Source organism: Delftia sp. PX-1 (genome assembly GCF_055797465.1).
The window spans coordinates 2,135,255-2,147,669 of the sequence record NZ_CP184763.1 but is presented as its reverse complement, the minus strand read 5'-3'; the positions used below and the strand labels follow the sequence as shown (position 1 = coordinate 2,147,669).

Sequence of the window (12,415 nt, the reverse complement as noted above, 5' to 3'; positions counted from 1 at the left end):
AACTATCAATGAAAAAGGAGACAGCACGATGGACAGACTCGATGCCATGCACATGTTCGTGCGCGTGGTGGAGACCGGCAGCTTCACCAAGGTCGCGCACGAGTTCGCCACCACCCAGCCCACGGTGACCAAGCAGGTCGCGGCCATGGAGACGCGCCTGAAGGTGCGCCTGCTCAACCGCAACACGCGTGGCGTGAGCCTGACCGAAGCGGGCGCGCTGTACTACGAGAAATGCAAGACCATCGTCAACGACGTGGCCGAGGCGGACAAGGTGGTGCAGGTGCGACAGACCCAGGTGCAGGGCCAGCTGCGCATCGGCAGCTCGGTGGCCTTCGGCCGGCGCGTGCTGATCCCGCTGGCGCTGGAGTTCATGACGCACAACCCCCAGGTGCAGATCGACCTGAGCTTCGAGGACCGCTACACCGACCTGGTGGCCAACGGCATCGACGTGGCCCTGCGCCTGGGCAAGCTGGCCGACTCCAGCCTGGGCGCACGCACCCTGGGCGTGAACCCCTGGGTGCTGGTGGCCTCGCCCGCCTACCTGCGCAAGCGCGGCACGCCGCGCCGCCCCTCCGACCTCAAGGAACACGCCACGCTGATCTACAGCAGCGTGCAGGGCAATGACCTCTGGCGCCTGCGCAACGCCAGCGGCGAGCCCGTGTCCGTGCCCGTCACCGGCCGCCTGCGCTCCAACAACCTCTCGGCCCTGCTGGCGGCCTCACGCTCGCACATGGGCATCGCCGCCCTGCCCCGCTACGTGGCCCACGACTCGCTGCAGGCCGGCCGCGTGGTCGAAGTGCTCAAGACCTGCCGCCTGCCCGAGCAGGAAATCCACGCCGTCTACCCCTCGCCGCGCCTGGTGCCGCAGAAGGTGCAGTCCTTCATCGCCTTCCTGCAGGGGCGGTTCGATGCCGAATGGTGGGAGACGCTGCCGCGCGGGGCGTGAGCGCCTGAAGCAAGCGGGCCTGAAACAAGTGGCCGGGCGCACGTCCCGGCCTCGAAAAACAACCACCCGGCAGGGACAAAAACCTAGAGAACCAGAATCGCCCGGAAGTCATTCACGTTGGTATGCGTGGGCCCGGTCACCACCAGATCCCCCAGCGCATCAAAGAACCCATACGCATCATTGCGGTCCAGGTACTCGGCAATCCGCATGCCCTGGGCCTGGGCCCGCGCCAGGGTATCCGGTGACACGCGCGCTCCCGCGTTGTCTTCCACGCCATCGATGCCATCGGTATCGGCCGCCAGCGCCCAGACCTTGTCCTGCCCCTGCAGGGCCTGGGCCAGGCCCATGCAGAACTCGCCCGCGCGGCCGCCGCGTCCCTTGGGCGTGCCGGCCGGGCGCTGCCGGATCGTGACCGTGGTTTCGCCGCCGGACAGGATCACGCAGGGCTTTGCAAACGGCTGGCCGTGGCGGGACACGGCGCGCGCCAGGGCGGCGTGGACCTTGGCGACTTCGCGCGATTCGCCCTCGATCTCGTCGGACAGCACATGGGCGCGCAGGCCTGCGGCCTCGGCCACGCGTGCGGCCGCCTCCAGCGAGTGCTGGGGCGTGGCGATCATGTGGACCTCGTGGCCGTCGAAGCGCGCGTCGCCGGGCTTGGGGGTTTCCAGCTCGCCCGCCTCCAGCGCGCGGCGCACGGATTCAGGCACGTCGATGCGGTAGCGCGCGAGGATGGCCAGCGCGTCGGCGCAGCTGCTGGCATCGGGCACGGTGGGGCCGCTGGCGATGATGGAGGGGTCGTCGCCCGGCACGTCGCTGATGGTCAGCGTGACCACGCGCGCGGGCGCGCAGGCCGCGCCCAGGCGCCCGCCCTTGATGCGCGACAGGTGCTTGCGCACGCAGTTCATCTCGCCGATGGCGGCGCCGCTTTCCAGCAGGGCGCGGTTGATGCGCTGCTTCTCCTCCAGGTCGATGCCTTCGGCCGGCAGGGTCAGCAGGGCCGAGCCGCCGCCCGAGATCAGGCACAGCACGAGGTCGTCCTCGGTCAGCCCTTCGGTCAGCGCGAGGATGCGTTCGGCGGCGGCCAGGCCTGCCGCATCGGGCACGGGGTGGGCGGCCTCGACCACCTCGATGCGCTGCGCCAGCCCTTCGGGGCGCGGCGGGATGTGGCCGTAGCGTGTGACCACAAGGCCGGACAGCGGCGCGTCCGCTGGCCACAGCGCCTCCAGCGCCTGGGCCATGGAGCCGCCGGCCTTGCCCGCGCCCAGCACCAGGGTGCGGCCCTTGGGAGGCTTTGGCAGGCATTGGGCCATGCTGTACAGGGGCTGCGCATCCTTGACCGCAGCGCGGTAGAGGTCGAGCAGAAAGGCTTGGGGATCGGTGAGGTGCAGGTCCGTGGTGCTGGTCATGGTGTGTTGTCTCCGCCGGGCATTATGGAATTTCCTGCACCGGCGGTGGCATGCGGTCAAGTCACAACTGATTCGCCCGGCCTCGTTCCTCGCGCCAACTCAACTCAATCCAGGGCCACCTTGGCGTCCTTGACCAGCCTGGTGAAGCGGTCGGTGTCGTCGCGGATCTGGCGCGCCATCTGCTCGGGTGATCCGCCGATGGGCTCGGCGCCTATCTCCTCCATCTTCCGGCGGAACTGCGGGGACTCGATGATGCGGTTCATGTCTGCGCCCAGCCGCGCCAGTACCTCCCTGGGCGTGGCGGCCGGTGCCAGCACGCCGAACCAGGTGCCCATGTCGAAGCCCTTGAGGCCGGCCTCGTCCAGCGTGGGCACATCGGGCAGGGCCACCGAGCGCCGGGCCGTGGTCACGGCCAGCGCGCGCAGCTTGCCGGCCTTGATGTGGGGCAGCACAGGCGTGACGGTATCGAAGGACATGGCGATCTGCCCGCCCAGCAGATCCGTGGTCAACGGCCCGCTGCCCTTGTAGGGCACGTGCAGCAGCTGCACGCCGCCCATGGACTCGAACTGCGCGCCGATCAGGTGCTGGCCCGTGCCCGCGCCGTTGGAGCCATAGGCCAGCTTGCCGGGCTGGGCCCGGGCCTGGGCCAGCAGCTCCTGCACGGTTTTGGCGGGCACCTGCGGATGGACCACCAGCACATTGGGGACCACGGCCACCACGGTGATGGGCGCCAGGTCCTTCTGGAAGTCATAGCCCAGCCTGCGGTAGACGCTGGTGGCAATGGTGTGGTGCACGGCGCCCATGAGCAGGGTGTAGCCGTCAGGTTTCGCCTTGGCCACATGGTCGGCGCCCAGGGTGGCGCCCGCGCCGGGGCGGTTTTCCACGACCACGGGCTGGCCCAGACTCTTGGACAGCTCCTGGCCCAGCGCACGCGCCAGCACATCGGTGGTGCCGCCTGCGGGAAACGGCACGATGAGGTTGACGGGGCGCGCCGGCCAGGCCTGGGCCCAGGCAGCTGGGATGGTGGCAGGAATGGCGGCGGCCAGCGCGCACGCGGCGGCAACCCTGGTGATGCGGTTCATGGCTTGTCTCCTGTCTGTTCTTTTGTGGGTTATCGAACCATGCAGCGCGCGCTCAGGCAGGCACGGGCTCGGCCTGGGTCTCGGCGGTCTGCGCGCGCAGCCGTGCGCAGACCGCGTCGGTGACCTGCCGCGTGGTGGCCTTGCCGCCCAGGTCGCGCGTGTGCAGCGCGGCATCGGCGGTCACCTGCTCCACGGCCTGCATCAGCCGCTGCGCGGCACGGTGCTCGCCCAGGTGCTCCAACAGCATCACGCAGCTCCAGAAGGTTCCCACGGGATTGGCCAGGCCCTGGCCCATGATGTCGAAGGCCGATCCGTGGATGGGCTCGAACATGCTGGGGTAGCGGCGCTCCGGATCGATGTTGCCCGTGGGCGCAATGCCCAGGCTGCCGGCCAGCGCGGCCGCCAGGTCGCTGAGGATGTCGGCATGCAGGTTGGTGGCAACCAGGGTGTCCAGCGAGGCCGGGCGGTTGACCATGCGCGCCGTGGCTGCGTCCACCAGTTCCTTGTCCCAGCGCACGTCGGGAAACTCGGCGGCCACCTGCACCGCGATCTCGTCCCACATCACCATGGCATGGCGCTGGGCGTTGGACTTGGTGATCACCGTCAGCAGCTTGCGCGGCCGCGACTGCGCCAGGCGGAAGGCGAAGCGCATGATGCGCTCCACGCCCGCGCGGGTCATCATGCTCACGTCGGTGGCCACCTCGATGGGATGGCCCTGGTGGGCGCGGCCGCCCACGCCCGCGTATTCGCCTTCGGAATTCTCGCGCACGATGACCCAGTCCAGGTCCTCGCGTGCGCAGCGCTTGAGCGGCGCATCGATGCCGGGCAGGATGCGCGTGGGCCGCACATTGGCGTACTGATCGAACCCCTGGCAGATCTTCAGGCGCAGGCCCCACAGCGTGACATGGTCGGGAATGTGCGGGTCGCCGGCCGAGCCGAACAGGATGGCGTCCTGGCCGCGCAGCGCGTCCAGCCCGTCGGCCGGCATCATCTCGCCGTGCGCGCGGTACCAGTCGCCGCCCCAGCCGAAACTGGTGAAGGCAAAGCCCAGGCCGGGCTGGGTTTCGGCCAGCGCCTGCAGCACCTCCTGCCCTGCGGGCACCACTTCCTTGCCGATGCCATCGCCGGGAATGCAGGCGATGCGGTATGTCTTTGTCATGAGGGCTCCTTGGATTACGGTGGATGAAGCGCCATGCGGTTCCATGGCCTTGTCCGTGAATCTATCGATGGAACAACGCCGCGCGCGCCTCTAGAGTGATGGCATCGTTCACTTTGATTCAACAATGAGCACACCCGTCTCGGCGCCATCGGAGATGGCCTTCTTCTGCCTGCTGGCCCGCAGCGCCAGCCTGTCGGCCACGGCCCGCGAGCTGGGCATCACCACGCCGGCGGCCAGCAAGCGCCTGTCCCAGATGGAGGCGCGGCTGGGCGTGCAGCTGGTCAGCCGCACGACGCGGCGCCTGGGCCTGACCGATGAGGGCCAGACCTACCTGGCCCATGCGCGGCGCATCCTGGACGACATTGCCGCCATGGAGCAGGCCGTGGCCGGCATGCCCGGGCAGCCGCAGGGCCTGCTGCGCATCAATGCCACGCTGGGATTCGGGCGCAGCCATATCGCGCCGCTGATCGCCAGCTTCGTGCGCAGGCACCCGCAGATCCAGGTGCAGCTGCAGCTGTCGGCCTCGCCGCCGCCCCTGGTCGATGACAGCTTCGACCTGTGCATACGCTTTGGCGAGCCGCCGGACGCGCGCGTCATCGCGCGGCGCCTGGCGCCCAACCGGCGGCTGCTGTGCGCGTCTGCCGCCTACCTGGCGCGGCGCGGCACGCCGGCCACCCCGCGCGAGTTGATGCAGCATGACTGCATCGACATCCGCCAGGGCGACGACGCCCACGGCGTCTGGCGCTTCACCCACAACGGCCCCGGCCGCAAGACCGAAGCCATCCGCCTGCGCGACAGCCTGAGCACCAACGATGGCGAGATCGCCGTGGGCTGGGCCCTGGCCGGCCTTGGCATCGTCATGCGGGCCGAATGGGATATCGCCCGCTACCTGCGCAGCGGCCGCCTGGTGCAGGTGCTGGCCGACCATGCCACGGCACCGGCCGACATCCATGTGGTCTATCCGCAGCGGCATGCGGCAACCCAGCGCGTGCAGCGCTTTGTGGAGCACCTGGCACGGCACTTCGATACGGCCGCGCCCGGTTTCTGAAAAGGCATGCCGTATGCGGGGAAACGCCAATAAGCAGTAGACAGAAACTGTATACAACTCTTGTGGCCAGCCGCTATGATGGCCGGATGGAGACTTCCACCACCAGTTTCATTGTCGAGAGCCTGACCCGGGCCATCGTCGAACACCGTCTTCTGCCCGGCACCAAGCTGGCCGAGCAGAAATTGGCAGACCATTTCGGCGTCTCGCGCACCCTGGTGCGCCAGGCGCTGTTCCAGCTGTCGCAAAACCGCCTGATCCGGCTCGAACCCGCGCGCGGGGCCTTCGTGGCCACGCCCTCGGTGGACGAGGCGCGCCAGGTCTTCGCCGTGCGCCGCATGCTCGAGGCCGAGATGGTGCGCGCCTTCATCGCCCAGAGCACGCCGGCCAAGATCCGCGCGCTGCGGCAGCACGTGGCGGCCGAGAAAAAGGCCATGGACGGCAACGACGTCGGCCAGCGCACCGAGCTGCTGGGCGACTTCCACGTGCGCATGGCCGAACTCATGGGCAACGAGGTGCTGGCCCAGCTGCTGGGCGAGCTGATCTCGCGCTGCGCGCTGATCACGCTGATGTACCAGTCCAGCACGGCCGCCGAGCATTCCCATGACGAGCATGCCGAAATCGTCACGGCCCTGGCCGGCGGCGACGCCGACCATGCCGTGCAGCTCATGCAGCAGCACCTGGACCACGTGGAAGCCGGCCTGACCTTCGACCGCGACATGCCGACCAGCGATCTTTCGATGGCCCTTTCCTCCGTATCCGCATGACCTACGACGCCACTGCCCCCTATCCCCGCGACCTGATCGGCTACGGTCGCACGCCCCCCCACGCCCGCTGGCCCGGCCAGGCCCGCGTGGCCGTGCAGTTCGTCCTCAACTACGAAGAGGGCGGCGAGAACTGCGTGCTGCATGGCGATGCCGCCAGCGAGCAGTTCCTGTCCGAAATGTTCAATCCGGCCGCCTACCCCGAACGCCACATGAGCATGGAAGGCATCTACGAGTACGGCTCGCGCGCCGGTGTCTGGCGCATCCTGCGCGAGTTCGAGAAGCGCGGCCTGCCGCTGACCGTGTTCGGTGTGGCCACGGCCCTGCAAAAGCACCGCGAACTGGCCGCCGCCTTCCACGAGCTGGGCCATGAAGTGGCCTGCCACGGCCTCAAGTGGATCCACTACCAGAACATTCCCGCCGAGGTCGAGCGCGAGCACATGCGCCAGTGCATGGAGATCTTCGGCGAGCTGTATGGCCACGATGGCGACCACGGCCTGGGCTGGTACACGGGCCGCGACAGCCCCAACACCCACCGCCTGGTGGCCGACGACGGCCGCTTCGCCTATGACAGCGACTACTACGGCGACGACCTGCCCTTCTGGATGAAGGTCGGCAAGAGCGACGGCAGCACCCGCAGCCAGCTCATCGTGCCCTACACGCTGGACTGCAACGACATGCGCTTCGCCCTGCCCCAGGGCTACTCGCACGCCGACCCGTTCTTCCAATACCTGAAGGACACGTTCGACGCCCTCTACGCCGAGGGCGATCCGGCCGGCGATGACTCCCCCAAGATGATGAGCATTGGCATGCACTGCCGCCTGCTGGGCCGCCCCGGCCGCATCACGGCACTGCAGCGCTTTCTGGACCACATTCAGCGGCACGACAAGGTCTGGGTCTGCCGCCGCATCGACCTCGCGCGCCACTGGGCGCACCACCATCCCGACAAGGAATAACGCAGCATGGCTCTGACGCTGGAACAACTCAATGCCGCCGACCTGGCCACCGCCACAGGTCTGCTCGACGGCCTGTACGAACACTCGCCCTGGATTGCCGAGGCCGCGCTGGCCCAGCGCCCCTTCCGCTCGCTGGCACAGATCAAGTACGCCATGGCCCAGGTGCTGGACAAGGCGCCGGTGCAGGCCAAGCTCGACCTGATCCGCGCCCACCCGGAGCTGGCCGGCAAGGCCATGGAGACCAACACGCTCACGGCCGAATCCACCAACGAGCAGAACAAGGCCGGCCTGACCCGCTGCACGCCCGAGGAGCTGGAGCACATCCGCAAGCTCAACGCCGAGTACGGCAAGCGCTTCGGCTTTCCCTTCATCCTGGCCGTGCGCGGTCCGCGCGGCGCGGGCCTGGCCAAGGCCGAGATCATCGAGACCTTCGAGCGCCGCCTGCACAACCACCCCGACTTCGAGCTGGGCGAGGCGCTGCGCAACATCCACCGCATTGCCGAGATCCGCCTGAACGACAAGTTCGGCTACACGCCCGAGCTGGGCAACGATGTCTGGGACTGGCAGGAAAAGCTGGCCCAGCACAGCGACCCCGGCTATGCCGAAAAGGGCCAGCTCACCGTCACCTACCTGACCGATGCCCACCGCGCCTGCGCCCAGCGCATCAGCCACTGGATGCGCGACTGCGGCTTCGACGAGGTCGAGATCGACGCCGTGGGCAACGTCGTGGGCCGCTACAAGGCTGCCAACGACGATGCCAGGACCCTGCTGACCGGCAGCCACTACGACACCGTGCGCAACGGCGGCAAGTACGACGGCCGCCTGGGCATCTTCGTGCCCATGGCCTGCGTGCGCGAGCTGCACCGCCAGGGCAGGCGCCTGCCGTTCCACATCGAGGTCGTGGGTTTTGCGGAAGAGGAAGGCCAGCGCTACAAGGCCACCTTCCTGGGCTCGGGCGCACTGATCGGCGACTTCAGGCAGGAATGGCTGGAGCAAAAGGATGCCGACGGCATCACCCTGCGCGAGGCCATGCAGCACGCCGGCCTGTGCATTGACGACATTCCGAAGCTGCAGCGCGATCCGGCCCGCTACCTGGGCTTCATCGAAGTGCACATCGAACAGGGCCCGGTGCTCAACGAGCTGGACATCCCGCTGGGCATCGTCACCTCCATCAATGGCAGCGCGCGCTACATCTGCGAGATGATCGGCATGGCCAGCCACGCCGGCACCACGCCCATGGACCGCCGCCGCGATGCCGCCTGCGGCGTGGCCGAGCTGGCGCTGTACATCGAAAAGCGCGCCGCGCGCGACGGCACCTCGGTGGCCACCATGGGCCAGCTCAATGTGCCCAGCGGCTCGGTCAACGTGGTCCCTGGCCGCTGCCAGTTCAGCCTGGACCTGCGCGCGCCCACCAACGAACAGCGCGACGCCATGGTGGCCGACATCCTGGCCGAGATCGAGGCCATCGCCCAGCGCCGTGGCCTGCGCTACAGCACCGAGCTGGCCATGAAGGCCGCCGCCGCTCCCAGCGCCCCCGAATGGCAGCAGCGCTGGGAAGCCGCCGTGGACGCCCTGGGCGTGCCCCTGTACCGCATGCCCAGCGGCGCCGGCCACGACGCCATGAAGCTGCATGAAATCATGCCCCAGGCCATGCTGTTCGTACGCGGCCTGAACGCCGGCATCAGCCACAACCCGCTGGAAAGCTCCACCGCCGACGACATGCAACTGTCCGTCGATGCCTTCTCCCACGTACTGAACCAACTGGCCCAAGAGCAGCAATGACCAACATGAACCAAGACAAGCAAGCCACCTACGCCGCCCTGGACGCCTGGATCGACCAGCATTTCGATGAAGAGGTGCAATTCCTGCAGGCCCTGGTCCAGGTTCCGACCGACACCCCGCCCGGCAACAACGCCCCCCACGCCGAGCGCACGGCCGAGCTGCTCAAGACCTTCGGCTACGAGGCCGAGAAGCACACCGTGCCCGAGGCCGAGGTCAAGGCCTACGGCATGGAATCCATCACCAACCTGATCGTGCGCCGCCCCTACGGCAGCGCAGGTGACGCCGGCGGCGGCCTGACCATTGCGCTGAACGCCCACGGCGACGTGGTGCCGCCCGGCGAGGGCTGGACCCAGGACCCCTATGGCGCCGCCATCGAGGACGGCAAGCTCTACGGCCGCGCCGCCGCCGTGAGCAAGAGCGACTTCGCCACCTTCACCTACGCCGTGCGTGCGCTCGAAGCCGTGGCCAAGCCCTCCAAGGGCGCGGTGGAACTGCACTTCACCTATGACGAGGAATTCGGCGGCATCCTGGGCCCCGGCTGGCTGCTGGCCAACAACCTCACCCAACCCGACCTGATGGTCGCGGCCGGCTTCAGCTACGAAGTCGTCACCGCCCACAACGGCTGCCTGCAGATGGAAGTGACCGTGCAGGGCAAGATGGCGCACGCCGCCGTGCCCCACACGGGCGTGGACGCGCTGCAGGCCGCCGTGGCGCTGATGAACGCGCTGTACGCCGAGAACACCAAGTACCAGCAGGTGACCTCCAAGGTGCCGGGCATCAAGCACCCCTACCTGAACATCGGCCGCATCGAAGGCGGCACCAACACCAACGTGGTGCCCGGCAAGGTCGTGCTCAAGATCGACCGCCGCATGATCCCCGAGGAGAACCCCGCCGAGGTCGAGGCCAGCATCCGCGCCGTCATTGCCCAGGCCATTGCCGACTTCAACGCCAAGGGCGGCTACACGGGCGAGGATGCCGTGCGCGTGGACATCAAGCGCCTGCTGCTGGCCAATGCCATGACGCCGCTGGCCGGCAACAAGCCCCTGGTGGACGCCATCCAGGCCCATGGCGAAGCCGTCTTCGGCGAAAAGCCCCCGGCCGTGGGCACGCCGCTGTACACCGACGTGCGCCTGTACGTGGAGCGTGGCATTCCCGGCGTGATCTACGGCGCCGGCCCGCGCACCGTGCTGGAGTCCCATGCCAAGCGCGCCGACGAGCGCCTGGTGCTGGAGGACCTGCGCCGCGCCACCAAGGTCATCGCGCGCATGCTGTGCGACCTGACGGCCTGACCGCCTGACGGCCCGCATCAAGGCCTGACCCCCAAGCCCGGCGCCGCCGGGCTTTTTTGCGTCCGGGCACCGCATCGGGGCGCGTGCACCTCCGCAGCCCATGCCGTGCACCCGAGCCGCGCCCGACCCACGCCCGAGCCGCGCCACAGCGGCCGCCAGGCACCAGCACGGTGCCTGTTGCTTGCCTGGCGCTTGCCTGGCGGCTGGCATCCATCTTGCAATGCACCATGGCACTCCCGCCCTGGCAGGCGATGCGCACCAAAACGGGTTGGCGCGACTGCCGCAACAGGGTTTACCGGGAGCAGAAATTTCCCATGATCTGTATACACTTTTTGTATGGATGTTGGTGCCAAACCCTGTCACGCCGGCGTCCGTTCCCATAAATCCCGAGGAGACAAATCCCCATGCAATCTTCCGTTCATCCCGTCGATGAGATGCTGCCCGCAGGCAAGCTCACGGCGCTGGGCCTGCAGCACGTTCTCGTGATGTATGCGGGCGCCGTGGCCGTGCCCCTGATCGTCGGCCGCGCACTCAACCTGCCGCCCGAGCAGGTGGCCCACCTGATCTCGGCCGACCTGTTTTGCTGCGGCCTGATCACGCTGATCCAGGCCATGGGCGCGACCCAGTGGTTCGGCATCAAGCTGCCCGTGATGATGGGCGTGACCTTCGCCAGCGTGGCGCCCATGGTGTCCATGGCGCAGACCACGGGCGGCTCGGCGGGCGCGGGGCTGATCTTCGGCTCGGTGATCGGGGCGGGGATCGTGTCCATCCTCATCGCCCCGCTGATCAGCCGCATGCTGCGTTTTTTCCCGCCCGTGGTGACCGGCACCATCATTGCCGTCATCGGCATCAGCCTGATGCGCGTGGGCGTGAACTGGATCTTCGGCAACCCCGTCGGCCCCACCGCGCCCAGCGTGCCCAACCCCGAGCACCTGAAATGGCTGGCCGACGCCCAGGCCACGGCCGGCGCGCCGGGCTCCTCGCTGCCGCCCGTGCCCAAGGGCTTCGCGGTCGTGCCCACCATTCCCAACCCCAAGTACGGCGACCTGACCGGCGTGGGCATCTCGGCCATCGTGCTGCTGTCCATCCTGCTGATCGCGCGCTTTGCCAAGGGCTTCCTGGCCAACGTCTCGGTGCTCATGGGCATCCTGATCGGCGGCGTGCTGTCCGTGGCAATGGGCCTGATGGACTTCAGCAAGGTCGCCAAGGCCGAATGGTTCACGATGGTGCTGCCCTTCGAGATCGCCACGCCGGTGTTCGACCCCATCCTCATCCTGACCATGAGCCTGGTGATGGTGGTGGTGATGATCGAGTCCACCGGCATGTTCCTGGCCCTGGGCGACATGACCGATCGCAAGATCAGCCAGGACGAGCTGACGCGCGGCCTGCGCACCGACGGCCTGGGCACGCTGATCGGCGGCATCTTCAACACCTTCCCCTACACCAGCTTCTCGCAGAACGTGGGCCTGGTCGCCGTCACCGGCGTCAAGAGCCGCTGGGTCTGCGTGGCCGGCGGCGTGATCCTGATCGTGCTGGGCGTGCTGCCCAAGATGGGCGCCCTGGTCGAGTCCCTGCCCACCGTGGTGCTGGGCGGCGCGGGCCTGGTGATGTTCGGCATGGTGGCCTCCACCGGCATCCGCATCCTGAGCAACGTGGATTTCCAGACCAATCGCAACAACGCCATGATCGTTGCCGTGTCCATCGGCGTGGGCATGATTCCGCTGGTGGCGCCGAATTTCCGCCAATGGATGCCCCACGCCATTCATCCGTTGATCGAATCCGGTATCCTGCTGGCCTCGATTACCGCGGTGGCATTGAACATTTTCTTCAACGGAGCCAGCAGCGACACCTCTGCTGCCGTCCAGGCCGCACGCCAGGCAGACGCCCACTGATGAAACAGTGCCCGCCCTGGCGGGCACGCCCAACAATCGCCCGGCCTACCCGCCGGGCTGTGCGCCCCCTGCCGTCCATAGGCGCCAGGGGGCT

Annotated in this window: 10 protein-coding genes; 7 read left to right on the top strand and 3 right to left on the bottom strand. The window is 68.2% G+C overall.

The genetic code is table 11. The features are described 5' to 3' along the window. Nucleotides 1–28 precede the first annotated feature (28 nt). Nucleotides 29–946, top strand: coding sequence for a LysR family transcriptional regulator (locus ACN20X_RS09945; RefSeq protein ID WP_016449783.1), 918 nt, complete (start codon nucleotides 29–31; stop codon nucleotides 944–946). 83 nt (nucleotides 947–1,029) lie between these two features. On the opposite strand, the gene ACN20X_RS09940 is transcribed toward ACN20X_RS09945, so the two are convergent. The 3 genes from ACN20X_RS09940 to ACN20X_RS09930 all read right to left on the bottom strand — a co-directional run bounded on the left by ACN20X_RS09940 (nucleotide 1,030) and on the right by ACN20X_RS09930 (nucleotide 4,593). Then, the gene (locus ACN20X_RS09940; protein WP_046985281.1) at nucleotides 1,030–2,352 is read right to left on the bottom strand and encodes a glycerate kinase type-2 family protein; all 1,323 of its coding nucleotides are present in this window, start codon (nucleotides 2,350–2,352) and stop codon (nucleotides 1,030–1,032) included. 104 nt (nucleotides 2,353–2,456) lie between these two features. Further along, nucleotides 2,457–3,434 carry a tripartite tricarboxylate transporter substrate binding protein gene (locus ACN20X_RS09935; protein ID WP_473210552.1) on the bottom strand — a complete coding sequence of 326 codons (978 nt, stop codon included), beginning with the start codon at nucleotides 3,432–3,434 and terminating at the stop codon, nucleotides 2,457–2,459. Nucleotides 3,435–3,486: 52 nt separating this feature from the next. Next, nucleotides 3,487–4,593: a tartrate dehydrogenase gene (locus tag ACN20X_RS09930; RefSeq protein WP_061288956.1), complete on the bottom strand. Its 1,107-nt coding sequence runs from the start codon at nucleotides 4,591–4,593 to the stop codon at nucleotides 3,487–3,489. A gap of 124 nt (nucleotides 4,594–4,717) precedes the next feature. Between ACN20X_RS09930 and ACN20X_RS09925 the strand changes: the two genes are divergently transcribed. From ACN20X_RS09925 to ACN20X_RS09900, 6 genes are all read left to right on the top strand, one after another. Then, nucleotides 4,718–5,641, top strand: coding sequence for a LysR family transcriptional regulator (locus tag ACN20X_RS09925; RefSeq protein ID WP_016449787.1), 924 nt, complete (start codon nucleotides 4,718–4,720; stop codon nucleotides 5,639–5,641). Between the two features lie 86 nt (nucleotides 5,642–5,727). Continuing rightward, nucleotides 5,728–6,405, top strand: coding sequence for a GntR family transcriptional regulator (locus ACN20X_RS09920; protein WP_012204034.1), 678 nt, complete (start codon nucleotides 5,728–5,730; stop codon nucleotides 6,403–6,405). Next, nucleotides 6,402–7,358 carry an allantoinase PuuE gene (gene puuE / locus ACN20X_RS09915; protein WP_016452629.1) on the top strand — a complete coding sequence of 319 codons (957 nt, stop codon included), beginning with the start codon at nucleotides 6,402–6,404 and terminating at the stop codon, nucleotides 7,356–7,358. The genes ACN20X_RS09920 and puuE overlap by 4 nt, the downstream gene beginning before the upstream one ends. Nucleotides 7,359–7,364: 6 nt before the next feature. Then, nucleotides 7,365–9,140 (top strand): 2-oxo-4-hydroxy-4-carboxy-5-ureidoimidazoline decarboxylase, encoded by a 1,776-nt coding sequence (uraD, locus tag ACN20X_RS09910; RefSeq protein WP_133073330.1) that lies wholly within the window; start codon nucleotides 7,365–7,367, stop codon nucleotides 9,138–9,140. Further along, nucleotides 9,137–10,429, top strand: a complete 1,293-nt coding sequence (locus ACN20X_RS09905) for a M20 family metallopeptidase (RefSeq protein ID WP_133073331.1) — start codon at nucleotides 9,137–9,139, stop codon at nucleotides 10,427–10,429. Before uraD ends, ACN20X_RS09905 begins: the two co-directional genes overlap by 4 nt. 404 nt (nucleotides 10,430–10,833) lie before the next feature. Then, a complete protein-coding gene (locus ACN20X_RS09900) occupies nucleotides 10,834–12,321 on the top strand; it encodes a nucleobase:cation symporter-2 family protein (protein ID WP_034366640.1) in 1,488 nt (495 codons plus the stop codon). The last annotated feature ends 94 nt before the right edge of the window (nucleotides 12,322–12,415 follow it).